The organism is Flammeovirga sp. SubArs3 (genome assembly GCF_947387565.1).
GTDB lineage: Bacteria > Bacteroidota > Bacteroidia > Cytophagales > Flammeovirgaceae > Flammeovirga > Flammeovirga agarivorans.
This window is the reverse complement of record NZ_CANDOA010000002.1, coordinates 577,290-596,480: the sequence shown is the minus strand read 5'-3', so window position 1 is coordinate 596,480 and position 19,191 is coordinate 577,290. Positions and strand designations below refer to the sequence as shown.

Here is a 19,191-nt window from a genome sequence, read left to right as displayed (position 1 = left end):
TTGGTTCTTCCTCAATGACGTACATTACCCCAAAGAAAAAAGGTAAATATCCGATCACAAAAAACACAAAAAATTTAAGCTCGCGAATTATGATTGAGAAGTTCATTTTTTCTTTCTTTTCTTTTTTGTTGGGGTGTTTTGTTTGTTGTATTTGTCTTTTTTGGCTGCTTTCTGCTTTTCTTCATCTTTCTTTTTAAAATACTGGATAAGTAAAAAGCATGCTCCTGAAAGCATAAACAACCAATAACTCTGAGGTATACCATAGTAAAAAGATTGGTGTACCCCAATAATGAAAAAGGCAGCACCAAGTGCTACCAATATTGTACTTTTCATATCTTTTAGTTGACCTTAGTCGCCTACGTATACTGAACCTTCAATATCCAAGATTTCATATTCTTCGGGGTTGTTTTGATTGGCTCTCATACCCTTACCTGTTACGATCTCGTCTTCTGTTGTAATTTTCACATGATCATCTGTAAAAATATCTCCAGTTTCTTTATTGAAATGTAAAGTATCAGTTTCCAACATCTGACCTTTCTTATAATCTTGTAAAACTACATTTGAATATACAGTATACATTGTACTATCAGCTGTATAGATAGCACTATCTGCAATTAAATGTGATGATTCGTCGCCAGTTTCAGTATCATAAGTAACGATATCGATACCATTTGGATATCTTTCATTACCATTTTTATACCTCATCTGAACTTTTGCTTTTAATTTATTTTGAGGTACAGCATCCTCAGTATGAAGAGTTTCAATATCAAATGCTGTAAAATCAGGTGTATCTTCACCTAAAGATATCATTCTTGCTTCTCTTTTAGTTTTGGTCTTGCTTCCACAAGAAAATAAAGTCATTGAAGCAATTGCGATAATAAATATTCTTTTAATCATTATTTGTCTTTCTTTTACGTCAAAACATTTGATCTTACAAAAATATACATAAGATTGATCTTTGTATGCAGATTAACAGTATTTTAGTTTTCTAAGACTAATTTCTTCTATTAAGATGATAAACTTCTGACTTATTATCAAAAGATGAAACCAAAACAAATTTCTGTATATCTGCGTCATAGAACATATTAAAGGTAGTATTATTCCTAATCGGTTGTTCTACAAATTTTTTCCCATTGGTATAATACAAATAGGTCTTTTGTGATGATGGGAAAGTAATTCCTACTACTTCCGCATCAATACCAAAATCAAAAAACTGTCCTATTGCTTTTCCTTTTTCCTCAAATTGATTCTCGAAAAGTAACTGTCCTGAACTGTCTTTTACTTTCACCAACCCATGTCTTTGATCCAAAATCATATAAGACCTTTTTCTTGCCTCATCGATTAATAAATCAAAAGTTCTCCCCGATGATCTATCTCCTAACTCTTCTTTACGGATTAAATCACCTTTTCCGTTCACTTCCACTAAATCACCAATTAAAGTAATAAAAGTGATCACAGTCTCATCTAGGCTTGCATTCTCTACAACGAAAATCTGTGGAGAAACGATATTTTTAAATAACATCGGGAAGCCTTTCATGTATCTTCCTTCAGCATCAAAAATGATCAGTTTACCTGTTTTCGATAAAGTAACTACATAATTTTTTGCATCAGACTGGAATAAATAAGGTGGAATAATTAAAGGTTCTAGTGTATTCTGAGGTAACCACTTTCCTCTATATTCTCCCTTTTTGTCGATCCCATAAATATTACCTAAGGTATCTGTTGCCAGTACCAATCCATCTGTATTCTGGATCATATCTGAACTACCTTTAGCATGCCAAGGCAACCACTTCAAATATTGGATTTGTGAATAAATTGGTAATTCTACAGGAAAACCAGTTGTGTACGAAGTATTTCTTGATAGATGAAGAATCTTATTTTTTAAACTAATAAATACCGATGCTTCACCATTCATATCCCACATGAGTTGCGGTTCTGAAGATATCGTTGAATCAAATTCCTGATAGAATAATGTATCACCTGCAAAAGAATAAGTTTCTATGATGTTCTCTTTATCGATTAAAGTAAACCCTTTTGGCTGTCCCATTACATCTTTAAAGATACTTGGGGCCATTGCTAGTTTTTCACCTGTTGTAATCGTTAATACCTTTTCAATTTTCTTCGCTTTATCTTCTCTCAACTGACCACTGAATAATCCACATAATTCAATTTGATCTTTATTGATATTCCATAGTTGGAAATTCAAGCTTAAAAACAATTGGAGATGTCTATTTAAATAATCTCGGTATGTTTTTGAAAGTGGATAGTTTAATGCAGGCCAAGAGGTTTCTGTATTCATTACAAAAGATGCTTCGCCTTCAGTATTTTTTAATTTATTGATTAATACGTTATATCGTTGTTGCTTCACCCACCTTCTTTTCACTAGCCAATCATTTAACCACTGTGATAAAGTTGGTAAATCTCCACAGATAACCATAAAATCGTTAAATCTTAGAAGATAAGAGGCTTGATGTGAATCTTGAAATTCCACACCCATTAAACCGCCAGAAACGTCTCCAATAGGGAATCTATAAATAGTAAAACCACTCCTTCCAATTAATTCTACTTTTTGTGATGACTTATCATCAAAGTCATTTCTTAGGTCGCCTAATGCAATATCAAATTCAACATTATTTTTCAATTGCATGAAATACAAGTGTTGCCATGCACTACCACTTACATTAGTAATTGTTGCCTTAGCAATGTCACCCTTAATCTGATCAGATAATTTATTTAAATCGAATCCTGATTTTTGAAGCCTCTTTTGTACACTCTCCAAATAGCCTTTTTTTACAAGGTCTGAGTAATCAGCAGCTCCATCAATAAAAGTATTGATATTACTAACATGCCATCTCTGATAAAATGCAATATCATCTACCATTAAAGGATGTACTTCATCTATTGAAGAGGTCAACGCTGCTTTGACAAATCCATTAAAGGCATTTTCTGGTAATACATTATGAGCAATAATTTGAACTTCATTACTATTCTCTGAAGCACTTTTTATTCTCATACCATAAGAAAACTCTTCGATACTTGGAAAAGGATGTAAAAGACTTGGTGTGTTTTTTCTTGAAAACCAATGTGCGATTGAGTTAGGCCTTAACCACACATTAATACCTTCAGCTAATTCTATTTGCTGATCGTATTGACTTAACTTCTGTGAAAGTGTTTTGAAATAGTATTCGTCGTAAAATTTCTCTCCATTATTTCTTATTGCCTCTTCTACCCATAAGGCATCTGTCGAAGCAACAATAAAGTTTCTGATTTTAGCTACGGTTAGAAGTTCTCCATTTACGTAATACTCATGGACAATCATCCCTTTATACTGTCTTGTAGAAATACTTTGAGGTAATGACGTCAGTTGTGTAAAGGGATCAAGATAAACTCTCTCATCAGTAGGAATATACACAGACCAAGAAATGGGCTGGCTTCCGGTAGAGTTTAAAGAAAAATAGACTTTTTGTTTTGTTCCAAGAATTGGGTTGACTTTAGCAGAATCCAACATTAATAATAGTTGGTCTAAAGTCTTTAAAGTAGAAACTCCTCCTTCTAGATCCTTTAAGGCAATAATCATTTCAGAAGAGTCTATCAGACTTTTCACTTGCTGAGGATTTTCTAATTCAACAAGAGCAATAGATTCACTGGCTACTACATGCCAAATGTCTGTTTCGTTAGCAGCTTTTCTCGTTTCATCTATAAAATAAAACCCTATCAAAATAAATAATAGGGCAAAAATTTGAACGAGACCAAGCTTTGCATTTATACTAAGCCTTTTTTTTGTCACGTATTCTTATGTATATCGTTACGTTTAGCCTTTACTCTTTATATTCATCTGATCTAGAAGTTCTTCTAGAATTCTATTATAAAGTGCATCGGAAGCTGTTCGTTTTGTTACTGCTTTACTTGCATGAACTACTGTACTATGATCACGACCACCAAATTGGTTACCTATCGATTTCAATGGCTCTTTTGTATACTCCTTAGAGAAATACATCGCAATTTGTCTTGCTTGAGCAATATCTTTCTTACGAGTCTTAGACTTTAATTCATCCACTGAAATACCAAAATACTCTGATACAATCTGTTGAATAAATTCAATTGTGATCTCTTTTTCAGTATTTCTTACAATATTCAATAAAGCATTCTTAGCCATATCTAAATCGACTTCTCTTTGCATTAACGAAGCGTTGGCTACTAACGATACCAAAGTACCTTCCAACTCTCTAATGTTCGAATCGATATTATAAGATAAGTACTCTACTACATCATCAGGAACATTAACTCCTTCAGACATTAGTTTTTGCTTTACAATAGCTACTCTAGTTTCAAAATCAGGCTTCTGAATATCTGCCGTTAACCCCCATTTAAAACGAGATAATAATCTGTCTGTTAAACCTTCTAAGCTTCTTGGAGGTCTATCAGATGTCATGATTATCTGTTTACCATTTTGATGTAAACGGTTGAAGATATGGAAGAAGTTTTCTTGAGTTTTTTCTTTCTTAGCAAGGAATTGAATATCATCAACAATCAACACATCTACTTGTAGATAGTAGTTAGTGAATTGTTGAACGTTATTATTCTTCAATGCCTCAATAAATTGAGTTGTAAACTGTTCCGAAGACACATACAACACAAACTTAGAAGGGTCACTCAATTTTACTTCGTTACCTACTGCTTGAGCAAGGTGAGTTTTACCTAAACCAACACCACCATAAACCACCAAAGGGTTAAAAGCTGTAGCGCCTGGTTTTCTAGCAATAGCGATCCCTGCAGACCTTGCCAAACGATTACAATCTCCCTCTATAAAAGTTTCAAATGTATACGTAGGATTCAAGAAAGATTCTCTATAGCTACTTTCTTGTGCTTGAGGTACCCTGAAATGATCTACAAAACCATCCATATTCGTTCCTTGTTGTGAAGGATATGAAGGTTGCTGTGGTTGTTGCTTTTGCTCCTCTTGTCTTCTCTGTTGAGAATTTCTATACTGAGGCAATTCATTAGAATTACTCTTTCTGTATTGAGGAGGGTTTTGATATGAATTTCTCTGTCCACCGCCTAGGTTCTCATTTTGAGAAGGATTAACTCTTGGTTCCTGCGGAGGCGGAGTAGGATTACTGTCTTGGTTTAAAGAAGGGTTTTGATTTGACCATGGATTTTGACCTTGCTGTGGAGGATTTTGATTTCCTCTATTGTATTGTTGTTGCTGATCAAAATTAGATTGTTGAAAATAAGGATCAGACGCTCCAAATTCGTTTTGATCATTTGAAGGGTTCTGAGGTGGTCTATTTTCTTGTTGTCCGAAGTTTGGTCTATTTCCTTCTCTGTTCTCTTTAGCGTAAGGGTTAAGGTTTACCGGACGCTGCTGAGGTTGTTGTGGCTGTTGCTGTTGTTGCTGCGACTGTTGCTGAAAGGGATTTTGTCCACCGTCTTGTTGTTGAGAAGGTGTATTATACTGAGGAAATTGTTGATTATTATTTCCCATGTAATTATCCTGTTGATCCATACCTGTATTCGGTGCAGGAGGTGGAGTATAATTTCCTTGTCCTTGATTCGAATTACCGTATTGTTGATCAAAAAAGTTTCTTTCTTGCTGAGGCTGATTTCCTCTCTGTAATGTGAAAGGAGCATTCTTAGGTCTTCTAGTCATCATAATAGAATATTCTAGCTTACCTTGTGGCCCTAGTACAGCATCAATTGCCTTTTTAAGGACATGAACATAGTATTCTTCTAGCCACTCGTAAAAAAAAGGGCTAGGCACCGCAATAGTTAAGACATTATGCTCCAGTTTAACGGGTTTGATTGGAACAAACCACGTATGAAAACTCTGTGCAGAGATCTCTCCTTTAATAATATCTAGGCATTCTCGCCAAACTGTTACACAATCCTTTCCCATCTATTGCGAAAAAATAATTCAGACCTTAAAGATACTCAAAAACTTTGTGCGAAAGTAAAGTATTTGCACTTAATTAGGTAGAATTGTAACAATAATTAGATAAAAATAATTACAAAATCCCCAGTACTTTAACACAATTATTCTTTTTAAGAATCTTAAACTTTTAATCAGACAAAAAAAGGCCCAAACCTAAGTGATAGGTTTGAACCTCTTAATATAATCGACCTTGTATATTACTCAGCAGTTGGAACTACTGAAATATAAGATCTACCTAGTCTTTTCTTTTTGAACTCAACAGTTCCATCAACTAGGGCAAATAACGTGTGATCTTTTCCCATACCTACGTTTTGACCTGGGTGGTGAGTAGTACCACGTTGTCTAACAAGGATATTACCAGCTTTAGCTGCTGATCCACCGAAAATTTTCACACCAAGTCGTTTACTTTCCGACTCTCTACCGTTTCTCGAGCTACCCGCTCCTTTCTTGTGTGCCATGTCTTTTTATCGTTATGGATTCGATTTCTAAAATCAATTAGTTAGAGATACCTTCGATAAGAACCTTTGTGAAGTGTTGTCTATGACCGTTCTTCACTCTGTATCCTTTTCTTCTCTTCTTTTTGAAGACGATAACTTTTTCGCCTTTCACGTGACCAAGTACTTTACCTGTCACTTTTGCACCTTCTACAGTTGGTGCTCCTACTGATACGTTGTCAGCGTTATCAACTAGAAGAACTTTATCAAATTCTACCGCAGCACCCTCTTCAGAGTTTAATTTATGCGTGTAGATGTATTTATTTTCTTCAACTTTGAATTGCTGACCTGCTATTTCTACAATTGCGTACATTGTGTCTTCGATTATAATTTCCCTCGAAATGCCTGCAAATGTAACTTTATTTTTTAGAATAGACAAACATTTATCTACTAAAACATTGAACTTTAATCCTTAAAGAGTTTAAACAAGCCATTTTCAGTAGCAAAAGTGACATTTTTGTAAAAATAAATAATTCTTAAGATTTCTCCGTGAAAATAAATGAATAACCTCTTCTGTAATAGAGAGTATTATATAGCTCTTAACAAAATCACAGAAAAGTTATATTATAATTACACTTCTTTCGGAAGAATATTTTGTATTTTTGTGTTCATCCTAATTTTATTAAACTTTTAAACTAGTCGTTTAAAAATAGAGTATATGTAATAGAACACTGTCTGAATAGCAACACTATCAGGTAGATATATAATATTGATAATGAAAGAAAATAGTAAAGATCCAAAGAAGATAACAGAAGTATTTGATGAAGCGAGTAGTCAGGATACCAATAAAAAGAAAAAATTTCAATTAATAAGACGTGATAATTTTGGTAATGTCATTTTCTTAAAGAGAATGCTTATTGGTACACTAGCAGCATTAACTTACCCAAGACTTAAGTTACATAACAACTTAGAAGTTGAAGGAATGGAAATATTAAAAGACTTACCTAAAAATAATGTTCTTTTTGTTTCCAACCATCAAACATATTATACAGACGTTATTTCTTTCTACCATATTTTCGCAAGTGCAAAGTGGGGTTTTAAAAAAGGTGTAGCACCTCTCCCTATTTATATGTTAAGTCCAAGAGTGAATACATATTATGTTGCAGCGGAAGAAACAATGAAACAAAGCGGTATTATTCCAAAGATTTTCTCTTTAGCTGGTGCCGTAACTGTTAAACGTTCTTGGAGGGCACAAGGTAAAGACGTTAAAAGATCTGCAGATATTAATGCTCCACTTAAAATTAAGAAAGCATTAGATCAAGGTTGGTTAGTTACTTTCCCACAAGGTACAACTAGTCCATATGCTCCAGTAAGAAAAGGTACAGGTAATATCATTAAAAGTTACAACCCTATTGTAGTACCAATAGTGATTGATGGCTTTAGAAGAGCATTTGATAAGAAAGGATTATTATTCAAGAAGCGTGGTACTAAATTGAAAGTAAAAATCAAACAGCCAATTCAGTTTCCACAAGAGGCTTCAGTACAAGAAATTGTTGATATCATCACTAATGAGATTGGACAAAATCCTGGAGATAAGCCAAACTTCGATAACGTTAATCCAGCATAGATCTTTAAAATTATAATATTGAAAGGATTACTTGTAATAATATCAAGTAGTCCTTTTTTCTTACACCATAAAATGATCCTCCTTAAAACCTAGCATTATATAACTATTCAGATATAAACTTGTGAGTAACTAACAAAACGATTCAATCTTGCAATAAAATTTAGCTAACACACGTTAATAAAGTACTATAAATGAGATTCTTACCTAATGAAAAGACCTATTCAATTAAAGATATTACTATTAACACAGTTACTACTTATATCCATTAACGTCAAAGCTGTAAACCCTAAAAGTCCTTTTTGGGATGGAATATTATTGGCAAATAAAACTGATAATCAAATCACTGCTTTTATTGATAAAACAGAACAAATAGATGACCTTATTATTTTAGCTAATATTAATGGTAAAACAATAAAACATTCTGTTAGAGATTATGGCAGAACATTAACTGTAACTATAACAGAGGATAAAGAAGCCTCTGGCTTTATCATGGTAAAAAAGCTTGGTTTTATTGTCTCTTCAGTAAAATTACATGATATCATGTCGGCCAATAAATATTATTTATCAGCAAGGGTGACAATCATGAATTCAATGGATAAAAAATCTGGTCATATTTTCACTTCCCGAAAATATTCTACAATACCCTACAAGCAGATAGCAAGAAGAAGTGAAGCTGAAGATATTATGCTTGCTTCAAAGGCAAATCAAGGCTTCTCATTAAAAGAAGATAGAGAACCCGTTGGCAAAAAGTTAAAACGATCAAATGCTGTGTATGCATCATCTACTACTGAGATACTTGATGAAGATGAAACAAAGCTTTATGCTACAAGAGGAGCTAAGAAAATGAAAAAACAGAGTAATATTTCTAAGTTTGAAATGATTATTCAAAGTTCACTTTACCCTAGCTACAAGAACAATAAACAACCTACAAGAGAAGGGGTATCTCTAAAAAAAGATGCCAAAATGTTTGATGGAGAATATTATGTGGTGAAAGATCACAATAGTTGGTTACATCTTGAGCATAAAAGAAAAAAGCTTGAATACGCCTTTGACGGGGAGTATTTATTTGAAATAAAAAAGAATTATTTCAAGATTAAATACAAAGATGAACCATCAGTTACAGACTTTCTTAAACATGAAAAAATCTTTATTAAACCTCATAGTAAAAAGCTTTTGGGAATCTATTTCGAAGACCATGAGATCATTGCTTTTAAATCAAATAGCTCATATTCAATTCAAATGAGAAATGACAATATGCTTAAAATCAAGACAGGAGAGCATATATACACCTTATATTCAGATAATAAATATCTAATAGTAAAAGAAAATGAGAAACTTTTACATAAAATTAATAAAAAGACAATAAAAACTGAGAATCAGTTTTATTACCAACATTAGATCTTTATTTTTACTTTGCACAAAGGTAAAATAACTGAATATCTATTTTTTTTAATTACTTTTGTTTTTAACTTTTTAAACAGTAAAACTATTTATTCTTTAAAGATTTCATTCAATTTGAATTACTAAATACAAAAATGAACTACAAAAAGTATATTAATCTACTAACAGGCCTAATACTCTTGTCTTCATTTGCATTTCACTCCAGCTCTAAAGAATGGGATGGTGTTATTTTAATCAAAGAACAAGACAACAAATATTACGCTTTTGTAGATAACATTACCAATACCGACAATCTTGAATTGGTAAGTTTCATCAACAACAATAGAACTGCTTTTGATATTAATAAAAGAAGTGATGTTATAGAATTACCCTACAAACCTGGAGACAAAGGATATATTGCTGTAAAACAAGATAACGTAATTCTTTCTTCTGTTACTTTACGACATATTCAATACACAAACCCTGTAATTTTTGATAGAAGAGTTGCTAGAGCTAAAGAAGCAGAACCTAAAGAAGAAGAAGTTGTAGTTGTAGACCAACAACCTATTACTCCTCCTGAGCCTGAAGAAGAACCAGATGTTATCGAAGTGGTACCTGTGGACGAAAGAGGTGTAAAAATCGAAGAAACAACTACTGTTGTTGAAGAAGATGAAGAAGGAGAAGCTGAATCAAATACATTCAAAATGACTGTATATGAAGAGTTTTTAGTGTATAATCACTACAAACACAGCATGTCTAACGTTGAGGATATTAAGTCTAGAGACGATTTAACAAGTGAAATTATTAAAGAAGCTCAGTTATTAGAAGAGGAATATACAATCAAGAATGATTATTACTCTTGGCTTCACCTAAACGATATTAAAAAAGGTCATGATTGGGCATTTGACGGTGAATACTTATTTAAGATTGACCCTAAGTACTTCCAATCACATGATACTAAAAAGTATGCACTTAAGAACTTCAGAGATGAGCATGACATTAAAGTGAAGCCTCACAACAAAAAGTGGGTAGGTATCTACTATAAAGATGTTCTATTATCTGAATTCAAATCAGATAAAGGCTATACTTTCAAAGCATTAGATGATAATAACTTCACGATCCAAATAGAAAAACACGAATACAAAGTGAACTGTACTAAAGATCACATTACAATTCGTAAGGATGGTAGTATTATCAACAACTTTAATACAGAATCTTTAAAAGCTGAGCCAGTACCAGTTTTTAATTAATAAATATCATATTCTGATTAAAAAAGCCACTTCTTGAAAAGGAAGTGGCTTTTTTATTTACAAGATTTTGTTCTAAAAAAATATATTACTACATTCACATACCGACCAGTCGGTCTATTGAATATTATCTATGGAAAAAGACACTAAAACGCATATTATTACTGTAGCACTACAGCTTTTTGAAGAAAAAGGACTTAATAAAGTATCTCTTAATGAAGTCATTAAAGCTTCGGGATTATCAAAAGGTGCATTTTACCATCATTTCAAAGACAAGAAAGAGCTCACCTCAACTTGCATCCATTATTATTGGGAAGACATGTCTAACAATGTTGTAAAACTTCCCATACAAGACATGTCCTTAAAAGATGCATTATCAATGATTTTACAACAGTTCGATGAAGCAATCAAAAGGATAAATGAAGGGAATGACAATTTCTTCGAAATGTATCTCAATATGCTTTATTCTATCAGAAATGATGAGAAAATCCTCTCTATGTCAAGGAATTACTTTAAAAAATTCAAACAAAAGCTTAGTGACTGTATCAAAAAAGAAATAGAGAGAGGGATTATCAGAGAGGATGTCGATCCAGAAAATACAGCATTATTAATAACAACATGTACAGAAGGACATGGCTTATTATCTTCTGCCAACATCTATGATTCTCCAAATCAAAAACTAGAAATAATTTACGATCAAATATATAAATCAATCACCACTAAATAATTATGAAACGATTAACATCAGCATTAATAACCCTAGTATTTTATCTTGTATCCTTCCCCTTCCCCATTGTAGCACAAGAAACTGCTTCAGAGATTATTGCAAAAATGCAAGAGCAACAGAGAGGACAAAGTAGCTATATCAATATGACCATGAAAGTTATCCGACCGGATTGGACAAGAACCATGCAGATGAAATCATGGTCTAAAGGCACAGATGACTTTTTCTTAGTATTGGTCACTTCTCCTGCAAAAGATAAAGGTTCCTCATCATTAAAACGCTACAAAGAGATGTGGTCATGGACACCAAGTATTGAACGTACTATTAAGATTTCTCCCTCTATGATGTCTCAAGCTTGGATGGGCTCAGACTTTACCAATGATGATTTAATGAAAGGAGCTTCTGTTGTAAAAGACTACAGCCATAAATTACTAGGCAAAGAAACAGTTCATGGGCTTGAGTGCTATAAAATAGAAATGATTCCACATGAAGATGCAGCTGTTGTTTGGGGTAAGGTATTAGTCTGGGTAACAACTGATGGCATTTACAACCAAATCAAAGTAGAAAATTATGATGAAGATATGTACTTAGTCAATACTTTGAACTGCTTTGATGTGAAAGAAATGGGAGGTAGAACAATGCCTACAAGAATGGAAATGGTACCCGCTGATGAAGAAGGTAAGAAAACTGTGATGATCTATAATGAAGCGAAATACAATCAGAAGATCAACGAGAATTTCTTCACACAACAAAACATGAAAAGAGTTAGATAATTTAAAGCAACGATTACCATGATTACTAAAATTGCATGGCGAAATCTTTGGAGAAGTAAGCGTAGAACAATTACGAGTATTTCTTCCATCTTCTTCGCTGTTATCTTGGCGATCTTGATGCGTTCCCTTCAAGAAGGATCTTATGGACAGATGATTGATACTGCTGCAAGATTCTATATGGGGTATGCTCAAGTACATCAAGAAGGATATTGGAATGATAAATCTATCAATAAATTGATGGAAGATTCCAAAGACACTAGAGACAAAATACTATCAGATAAAAATGTAAAAGGAGTTTTTGGTCGATTAGAAACCTATGGAATGGCTGCTACCGACACACTTACTAAAGGTGTAATGATAGTGGGTACAGAACCTGAAGGTGAAGATCAATTAAGTAGCCTTTCTCAAAAAATGGTAAAGGGAACTTACCTTTCTAATGATAGTAAAGACATTATCATTGGAGAAGGTTTAGCCAAGTATTTAGGAATCTCTGTGAATGATACACTCGCCTTACTTGGTCAAGGATACCATGGAGCTAGTGCCGCTGAATTATATAAAATTCAAGGGATTATTAAGCACCCCAACCCACAAATGAACAATCAAGTAGTATATATGTCTTTGCCTAATGTTCAATATTTTGTTTCCGCTCCCAATATGCTGAACGCATATATTCTAAATATCAAAGACACAAGACAAATTGATCAAACAGTAACTGAACTGAGAGACCGCCTTGACAAAGCAAAATTTGAGGTAATGAGCTGGGACGAATTATCACCTGAGATGGTCAATATGATTAACACTGACCGTGAAGGTGGAAAGATCATGATCTATATCTTATATATCGTTATTGCTTTTGGAATTTTCAGTACCATTTTAATGATGACAATCGAAAGGGAAAGAGAATTCGGTATTCTTACAGCAGTAGGTATGGTGAAGTCTAAAATCTACAGTATGCTTTTACAAGAATCATTATTTATTGGTTTAATAGGCATCGTTTCTTCTATTGTTGCTGGCTTCCCTATCCTATTGTACATGGAAAATCACCCTATTCACATCGATGGTGCAAAAGGTGATGCTATGGCTAAAATGGGAATGGAACCTATCTTAAGATTTACTGCAAGTTTAGATATTATTTGGCCTCAAGCACTATTGATGGCCTTTATCATGATCGTCTGTACGATCTATCCTATGATTCATGTATCTCGAATCAAAACAGTTGAAGCTATTCACTCTTAAACATTTAATACAATGATGATTACAAAAATATCGTGGCGAAATGTTTGGAGAAACAAAATGAGAAGTGGTATCCTCATCGCCTCAATTGCTATTGGACTTTTAGGTGGGATATTCACCATGGCCCTGATTACAGGGATGATGGAATCGAAAGTACAAGAATCTTTGATCACAGATTTAGCCCACGTACAAATTCATAAAACAGGATTTGAAGTTAACAACAGCTTTAAAGATTCTATTCCTAACTATCAGGCCATCGTTAAAATTGCAGAAAAAGATTCATTGACAAAAGGTTGCTCTCCTAGAGTTATTATCAATGGTATGGCCTCATCTGCCAACGATAGTCAGGGAATCAAAATCATAGGCATGGAGCCCAATAAGGAAAAGGATGTTACAGAGATTCAATCTTTTCTTATTGAAGGAGATTATTTCAAAGGAAAAAGAAAAAATCAAATTGTTATTGGGCAAAGTTTAGCAAAAAAGTTGAAGGTAAAAATCCGTTCGAAGATCGTTATTGCCTATATGGGACCTAATAATGAAATGGTCAATACTGCCTATAGAGTAGCTGGTATTTTTGCTACGAGTTCTCCCGATTTTGATAAGACTGTTGTCTTTACCCAATCCAAAGATATGTGGAGAAATGCTGGGCAAAAGTTTATTCACGAAATAGCGATGACATCAATTGAAGGTGGCTCAAAACCTAATGGTTTAAGAGATCATCTTAAAAGTGAAATCACTAAAAAAGACTTGAACATTCAAACTTGGAGGGAAATAATGCCAGAGTTAAGTGCCTTAGCGGAGACTGGTAATACCAACAGTTACATCATTTTGGGTATCATACTTTTCGCTTTAGGCTTCGGTATTCTGAACTCAATGACAATGGCTATTTGGGAAAGATCTAGAGAGCTTGGTGTATTAATGGCTGTAGGATTAAATAGAGCTAAAGTGTTTACTATGATCGTTTTAGAAACAATTTATATCTCGTTAATTGGAGGTGTAATTGGTGCCGGATTATCAATAGGATTGATTACCTATTATGGTGAACATGGTCTAAAGTATTCGGAAAGTTCAATCGCAGGATTCAGCAATGTGGTCTATCCATTAATGCCTGATTCTTTCATTCCATTGTTCTTTATGATCTTGGTAACAGCTATTGTTTCTGCTTTACCTCCTGCATTCAGAGCTATCCGATTAAACCCTGCCGAAGCAGTGAGATACAAAGGATAATCAAATCAAAAAATGCAGTAATGCATCACTCTATTTCCAAATTTAAATTCATACTAAGATGATCGAAATAAAAGACTTAGTCAAAACATATAACGCAGATACAATTCCAGTTCACGCTTTAAATCATGTGAACTTAAAAATAGAAGAAGGTGAGTTTACCGCTGTTGTTGGCCCTTCAGGTTGTGGAAAAACAACTTTCTTAAATATTCTAGGAGGATTAGACACACCTACATCAGGTAAAGTTTTAATTGATGGAACTGACCTTCATGATCGTTCATCAGCTGATATGATTACTTACCGTAGAGATCATATTGGATTTGTTTTTCAAGACTACTCCTTGATGCCTGTACTCACTGCAGAAGAAAATGTAGAGTTCATTATGGAATTGCAAGGAAAGCCAAAATCAGAAAGAGCTGCTCGTTCTAAAGAGTTATTAGACGCTGTTGGCATTGGTGATAAAGGCAAGCAGTTTCCTACCAAACTTTCAGGTGGTCAGCAACAACGTGTAGCTGTTGCAAGAGCATTAGCTTCAAAACCTAAATTGATTTTAGCAGATGAACCTACTGCCAACCTTGATTCAAAAGCTACTTCTGACCTTTTAGATATCATGAGGCACCTTAATGAAAAGGAAAATATCACTTTTGTGATCGCTACTCATGACCAAAGAGTAATGGATAGAGCTAAAAGAGTGATTCAATTTGATGACGGTAAAATTATTGACGCTAAATAATATATCTACCCAAGCACCCACGACTTAAGTTATGGGTGCTTGGCCTACTTCTCTTACAACAATGAAAAAAAGCTTACTACCTTTTTTACTTTTACTACCAACACTACTTTTTGCTCAAGATGATGAGGTAAAAACCAGTAAATTCAAAGAAAACTTTGTCTCTAGTGGTTACTTAAAATTTATGCAAACAGTAAGTTTACCCACTGACATTGATGACGAGTGGTTTATTGACAACCTGTTTCACAATCGCTTAAACTTTAAATATTATGCCTCAGATAAAATCACTTTAGCATTAGAAGGTCGTAATCGATTATTGTATGGTGCAAGTCCACAATATGTCCCAGATTATGCACAGCAATTTGCTAGTCAAGATCAATATGCATTCAATATGTCTTATAATTGGACAGATGGGAATTCATATGTATTAAACTCACAAATTGACCGTTTTTATTTTGACTATTCATCAGGAGATTGGCAAGTAAGAGTCGGTAGACAGCGTATCAACTGGGGAGTGACTATGGTATGGAACCCAAATGACTTATTCAACACCTATTCATTTTTTGACTTTGACTACGAAGAAAGACCAGGTGCTGATGCTATACTAATCCGAAATTATCTAGGACCGGTAAGTTCAATAGAATTCGTCTTCTCTCCTTCCAATGAATTTGAGTATTACAATGCTGCAGCACTGTTTAAGACAAACTTATGGCAATATGACTTCCAGTTTCTTGCAGGTTATGTAAGAGAAAACTACAACCTTGGTTGGGGCTGGGAAGGGCAGATAGGAGGAGCAGGCTTTAAAGGTGAAGGCACATTCTTTTATCCTGATTACAGTGGTGAATCACCTTCTGTTGTAATGGATATATCTTTAGACTATACTTTCAAAAATTCATTGTATTTACATACAGAAACTATCTACAATAGTGCTGGTGCTACAGATGCTATCGGTCCCATCGACCCTAACTTTCAATTAACTCCTAAAACACTTTCACTCGGTCGATTTGCCTTTTTTAATGAAATGCAATACCAGCTCACCCCTTTAACGAGGTTAGGTGTAAATAGTATTATTAATAGTAATGATGGCTCTTATTATATTGGTGGTAATGCGACGACATCATTAAGTGACAATTTTGAAATTTTTGTTTTTGGTATGTTCTTCTTTGGAGAAGAGGATTCTCAATACGGCCAAGGCGGCTCTCAAATTAACTGGAGACTAAAATGGAGTTTCTAACATTTCAACTGTGTAATTTTACGGCTTAACAGAAAATGCTACAATTCAGAGATTATTCATCTGATTTGATTTTTCAGTAACTTACCTTTGTAGTGTTGAAAAAAATTAAAATCAATGAAGTTTTCACCTTTACAGAAATTTTTCATTCGCCTACTGATTGTATTTTTAATACAATTAACCATAAAAGGCTTCGATAGAAGTTTCAGTGGCTTTTTCCCTTTGAATGAGAGAGCTGCTGTTTTCACAGTGGTCTTTACTTCATTCTGGCTATTTTGCTGGTATATTATTAGTTACCTTAACAAACGAATTTACCCGGGAGAAACTCGTATACAAATAGGTTTAAATATTTTGTATTCACTCACTATTGGACTTATCTCCAATAATATCTATATGTGGGGAGATGCAACGATATATAATAATGCTCACCTTTGGGAAGAAATAAGCTTTATCAACCCAGAGTTAACCTTTGGCTTATCTATCATCTATATGATGATTTATATGACCAACCTTTATTTAAGAAAAAGCATTAATTACAAAGAGCAAGAGTTACAATTTAAAGAGTTAGAGAAGGAAAAAGTGTTATCTCAATACATGGCATTAAAAGCACAGATTGAACCTCACTTTCTTTTCAACAGCCTAAGCGTATTATCCAGTATTGTACATACTGATCAGAATTTAGCATCTGACTTTATTATCAAACTGTCAAAGACTTTACGTTATATTATCGCTCAAAACCAACATACATTAGTGGAAATGTCTACAGAAATGAATATCGTTGAAGATTATTTTTTTCTTATCAAGACACGATTTAATGATGCTGTTCATCTTCAGATAGACTTAGATGAACCAACTTTTAAGAGTACTTACATTCCACCTACAGCATTACAAACTTTAATTGAGAATGCGATTAAGCATAATAAGTTATCCAAAAAACAGCCATTAAAAATCACTATTGGCATTGAAGGAAACTACATCATTGTTAGCAATAACCTAAACAAAAAAGAAACAGGAGAAGAAAACTCCACAGGGTTAGGTTTAGAAAATATCAGACAACGTTATTTATTAATTGCTCAGGAAAATATTCACATTAAAGAAACTAAAGATACATTTAGCATTTTACTTCCTATCCTAAACCATTCGAATTATGAACGTTTTGATCATTGAAGACGAGATACATACTGCACAAAGATTAGAAAAGTTAATCACACAGTATGATCCTCAAATAAATGTCGTTGACAAGGTTGAATCGGTAGAAGATAGTATTCAGTGGTTTCAGGAAAACAAAGCTCCAGACCTTATTTTTCAAGATATTGAATTAAGTGATGGTAATTGCTTCCAAATTTATGATACTGTTGATGTGGATGTACCAATTATCTTTACCACCGCTTACAGTGAGTATGCTTTAAAGTCTTTTCAACTAAATAGTATCGACTATGTACTAAAACCTTACGATTTAAAAGATATAAAAAGGGTCATTGACAAATTTATTAGTTATGGTAACCTATTTCAGACTTCCAATCAAAAGGTTTTAAAAGATGTAAGTACAACGAATAAAAAGGAGTACAAACAAAGGTTTCTCATTAATATTGGAGATCAATTAAAAAGTATTTCTATAGAACAAATTGCATTCATCAAATATGAAGACAGTTTATCTTTTATACACCTGTTTGATCATGGAAAATACCCAGTTGACAAAAGTATAACCACTTTGGAAACTGAACTTGACCCTACTACTTTTTTTAGGGTAAACAGAAAATACATCATTCATGTAAATAGTATTTCTAAGATCAACACATGGTTCAATTCTAGATTGCAAGTAGAGGTAAATGCACCTGATGAAGAGATCATTGTTAGTCGAGACCGAGTAAAAGCATTTAAAGAGTGGCTAGACTTATAAGTCTGCTTATTATATAAATCATCATTTTCTAGTAAAATTTCTGCCATATAATTTATGGCCTGGCTTTTTACGTCCTAAATGAACCTATTTTTAATCATTAATCATCTTACAAAATGAAAAAAATCTTTTTTATTATCCTGTGTTCTTTGTCGTTTTATCAATTTGCTAATGCACAAGACAAACTCTTAAATTTTGGTGTTAAAACTGCTGTAGGCATGTCTGATTTTTCAATCAGTGGTAATCATGGAATTAATACAGATACAAGACAATCTTGGGAAGGAGGTATAATGTTACGAGCAAATATTCCTGTACTACCCATATATACACAAATTGAGGCAAATTATACTAATGCTGGAAGCACATTATCATACAATGATGTTGAGCAAGAATTAATTACGAATAGAGTGGAAGTTCCTATTTTATTAGGTGCTCGTTTCAGCCTTGGAGAAATCGCTGTAAGAGGCTTTGGGGGTGTAATTGCTCAAAAAACCGTTAGAGATAACCTTGCGGATTTCGACAGTAATTTAGAATTAAATGATTTTGGTTGGGGCTGGCAAGCAGGTGTTGGTGCTGATATCAAGAAGTTTACAGTCGACCTAAAATACCAAAGAGGAGCTAATATTATAACTGGAAGTAACAGTATTGAAAGCAATCAATACCTATTGAGTGTAGGTTATTTTATTTGGTAAAGAATAAATCCACAGTATAAACAGGAGGCAGTCTATGAACTGTCTTTTGTTTTTCTATCTACTTTCT

General features: G+C 33.6%; 18 protein-coding genes and 1 pseudogene. 12 read left to right on the top strand and 7 right to left on the bottom strand.

Annotated features, from left to right (window positions below; translation table 11 throughout):
* Window positions 1–102 precede the first annotated feature (102 nt).
* From QL232_RS06985 to rplU, 7 genes and pseudogenes are all read right to left on the bottom strand, one after another.
* The gene (locus tag QL232_RS06985) at window positions 103–333 is read right to left on the bottom strand and encodes a hypothetical protein (protein WP_281613580.1); all 231 of its coding nucleotides are present in this window, start codon (window positions 331–333) and stop codon (window positions 103–105) included.
* 15 nt (window positions 334–348) lie between these two features.
* Window positions 349–897: an LPS export ABC transporter periplasmic protein LptC gene (gene lptC, locus QL232_RS06980; RefSeq protein WP_168880738.1), complete on the bottom strand. Its 549-nt coding sequence runs from the start codon at window positions 895–897 to the stop codon at window positions 349–351.
* A 97-nt stretch (window positions 898–994) separates the two neighbouring features.
* Window positions 995–3,718 carry a hypothetical protein gene (locus QL232_RS06975; RefSeq protein ID WP_281613579.1) on the bottom strand — a complete coding sequence of 908 codons (2,724 nt, stop codon included), beginning with the start codon at window positions 3,716–3,718 and terminating at the stop codon, window positions 995–997.
* 93 nt (window positions 3,719–3,811) lie between these two features.
* On the bottom strand, window positions 3,812–5,485 hold the full coding sequence (gene dnaA, locus QL232_RS06970; protein WP_281613901.1) for a chromosomal replication initiator protein DnaA: 1,674 nt from the start codon (window positions 5,483–5,485) through the stop codon (window positions 3,812–3,814).
* A gap of 222 nt (window positions 5,486–5,707) precedes the next feature.
* Window positions 5,708–5,896: pseudogene (locus tag QL232_RS06965) on the bottom strand (DnaA N-terminal domain-containing protein); the annotation flags it as partial.
* Between the two features lie 233 nt (window positions 5,897–6,129).
* Window positions 6,130–6,390 carry a 50S ribosomal protein L27 gene (gene rpmA, locus QL232_RS06960; RefSeq protein WP_168880736.1) on the bottom strand — a complete coding sequence of 87 codons (261 nt, stop codon included), beginning with the start codon at window positions 6,388–6,390 and terminating at the stop codon, window positions 6,130–6,132.
* Window positions 6,391–6,427: 37 nt separating this feature from the next.
* Window positions 6,428–6,739 (bottom strand): 50S ribosomal protein L21, encoded by a 312-nt coding sequence (rplU, locus tag QL232_RS06955; RefSeq protein ID WP_168880735.1) that lies wholly within the window; start codon window positions 6,737–6,739, stop codon window positions 6,428–6,430.
* A 402-nt stretch (window positions 6,740–7,141) separates the two neighbouring features.
* Here rplU and QL232_RS06950 point away from each other — a divergent pair, with 402 nt between their 5' ends.
* The 12 genes from QL232_RS06950 to QL232_RS06895 all read left to right on the top strand — a co-directional run bounded on the left by QL232_RS06950 (window position 7,142) and on the right by QL232_RS06895 (window position 19,124).
* Entirely contained in the window at window positions 7,142–7,993 is an 852-nt protein-coding gene (locus QL232_RS06950) for a lysophospholipid acyltransferase family protein (protein WP_168880734.1), read from the top strand.
* A 207-nt stretch (window positions 7,994–8,200) separates the two neighbouring features.
* On the top strand, window positions 8,201–9,391 hold the full coding sequence (locus QL232_RS06945; RefSeq protein ID WP_281613578.1) for a hypothetical protein: 1,191 nt from the start codon (window positions 8,201–8,203) through the stop codon (window positions 9,389–9,391).
* Window positions 9,392–9,528: 137 nt separating this feature from the next.
* Entirely contained in the window at window positions 9,529–10,623 is a 1,095-nt protein-coding gene (locus QL232_RS06940; RefSeq protein ID WP_281613577.1) for a hypothetical protein, read from the top strand.
* A gap of 130 nt (window positions 10,624–10,753) precedes the next feature.
* Window positions 10,754–11,347 (top strand): TetR/AcrR family transcriptional regulator, encoded by a 594-nt coding sequence (locus tag QL232_RS06935; RefSeq protein WP_168880731.1) that lies wholly within the window; start codon window positions 10,754–10,756, stop codon window positions 11,345–11,347.
* Between the two features lie 2 nt (window positions 11,348–11,349).
* On the top strand, window positions 11,350–12,117 hold the full coding sequence (locus QL232_RS06930; RefSeq protein WP_281613576.1) for an outer membrane lipoprotein-sorting protein: 768 nt from the start codon (window positions 11,350–11,352) through the stop codon (window positions 12,115–12,117).
* Between the two features lie 18 nt (window positions 12,118–12,135).
* Entirely contained in the window at window positions 12,136–13,353 is a 1,218-nt protein-coding gene (locus QL232_RS06925; protein WP_281613575.1) for an FtsX-like permease family protein, read from the top strand.
* A gap of 12 nt (window positions 13,354–13,365) precedes the next feature.
* Complete coding sequence (locus tag QL232_RS06920; protein ID WP_281613574.1) at window positions 13,366–14,577, top strand: FtsX-like permease family protein; 1,212 nt, start codon at window positions 13,366–13,368, stop codon at window positions 14,575–14,577.
* A gap of 58 nt (window positions 14,578–14,635) precedes the next feature.
* Entirely contained in the window at window positions 14,636–15,307 is a 672-nt protein-coding gene (locus QL232_RS06915) for an ABC transporter ATP-binding protein (RefSeq protein ID WP_168880727.1), read from the top strand.
* 61 nt (window positions 15,308–15,368) lie between these two features.
* Window positions 15,369–16,538: a hypothetical protein gene (locus QL232_RS06910; RefSeq protein ID WP_281613573.1), complete on the top strand. Its 1,170-nt coding sequence runs from the start codon at window positions 15,369–15,371 to the stop codon at window positions 16,536–16,538.
* Between the two features lie 114 nt (window positions 16,539–16,652).
* Window positions 16,653–17,702 carry a histidine kinase gene (locus tag QL232_RS06905; protein WP_281613572.1) on the top strand — a complete coding sequence of 350 codons (1,050 nt, stop codon included), beginning with the start codon at window positions 16,653–16,655 and terminating at the stop codon, window positions 17,700–17,702.
* Window positions 17,683–18,435, top strand: a complete 753-nt coding sequence (locus QL232_RS06900) for a LytTR family DNA-binding domain-containing protein (protein WP_281613571.1) — start codon at window positions 17,683–17,685, stop codon at window positions 18,433–18,435. The genes QL232_RS06905 and QL232_RS06900 overlap by 20 nt, the downstream gene beginning before the upstream one ends.
* A gap of 113 nt (window positions 18,436–18,548) precedes the next feature.
* Complete coding sequence (locus QL232_RS06895) at window positions 18,549–19,124, top strand: outer membrane beta-barrel protein (protein ID WP_281613570.1); 576 nt, start codon at window positions 18,549–18,551, stop codon at window positions 19,122–19,124.
* The last annotated feature ends 67 nt before the right edge of the window (window positions 19,125–19,191 follow it).

Bases quoted from the DNA above. Each gene is read 5' to 3' on its own strand.
- QL232_RS06945 (WP_281613578.1), top strand. From the start codon at position 8,201: ATGAAAAGACCTATTCAATTAAAGATATTACTATTAACACAGTTACTA.
- QL232_RS06910 (WP_281613573.1), top strand. From the start codon at position 15,369: ATGAAAAAAAGCTTACTACCTTTTTTACTTTTACTACCAACACTACTT.
- lptC (WP_168880738.1), bottom strand. From the start codon at position 897: ATGATTAAAAGAATATTTATTATCGCAATTGCTTCAATGACTTTATTT.
- rplU (WP_168880735.1), bottom strand. From the start codon at position 6,739: ATGTACGCAATTGTAGAAATAGCAGGTCAGCAATTCAAAGTTGAAGAA.
- dnaA (WP_281613901.1), bottom strand. From the start codon at position 5,485: ATGGGAAATAATAATCAACAATTTCCTCAGTATAATACACCTTCTCAA.
- QL232_RS06915 (WP_168880727.1), top strand. From the start codon at position 14,636: ATGATCGAAATAAAAGACTTAGTCAAAACATATAACGCAGATACAATT.
- QL232_RS06920 (WP_281613574.1), top strand. From the start codon at position 13,366: ATGATGATTACAAAAATATCGTGGCGAAATGTTTGGAGAAACAAAATG.
- QL232_RS06935 (WP_168880731.1), top strand. From the start codon at position 10,754: ATGGAAAAAGACACTAAAACGCATATTATTACTGTAGCACTACAGCTT.
- rpmA (WP_168880736.1), bottom strand. From the start codon at position 6,390: ATGGCACACAAGAAAGGAGCGGGTAGCTCGAGAAACGGTAGAGAGTCG.
- QL232_RS06905 (WP_281613572.1), top strand. From the start codon at position 16,653: ATGAAGTTTTCACCTTTACAGAAATTTTTCATTCGCCTACTGATTGTA.
- QL232_RS06925 (WP_281613575.1), top strand. From the start codon at position 12,136: ATGATTACTAAAATTGCATGGCGAAATCTTTGGAGAAGTAAGCGTAGA.
- QL232_RS06985 (WP_281613580.1), bottom strand. From the start codon at position 333: ATGAAAAGTACAATATTGGTAGCACTTGGTGCTGCCTTTTTCATTATT.
- QL232_RS06940 (WP_281613577.1), top strand. From the start codon at position 9,529: ATGAACTACAAAAAGTATATTAATCTACTAACAGGCCTAATACTCTTG.
- QL232_RS06950 (WP_168880734.1), top strand. From the start codon at position 7,142: ATGAAAGAAAATAGTAAAGATCCAAAGAAGATAACAGAAGTATTTGAT.
- QL232_RS06930 (WP_281613576.1), top strand. From the start codon at position 11,350: ATGAAACGATTAACATCAGCATTAATAACCCTAGTATTTTATCTTGTA.
- QL232_RS06900 (WP_281613571.1), top strand. From the start codon at position 17,683: ATGAACGTTTTGATCATTGAAGACGAGATACATACTGCACAAAGATTA.
- QL232_RS06895 (WP_281613570.1), top strand. From the start codon at position 18,549: ATGAAAAAAATCTTTTTTATTATCCTGTGTTCTTTGTCGTTTTATCAA.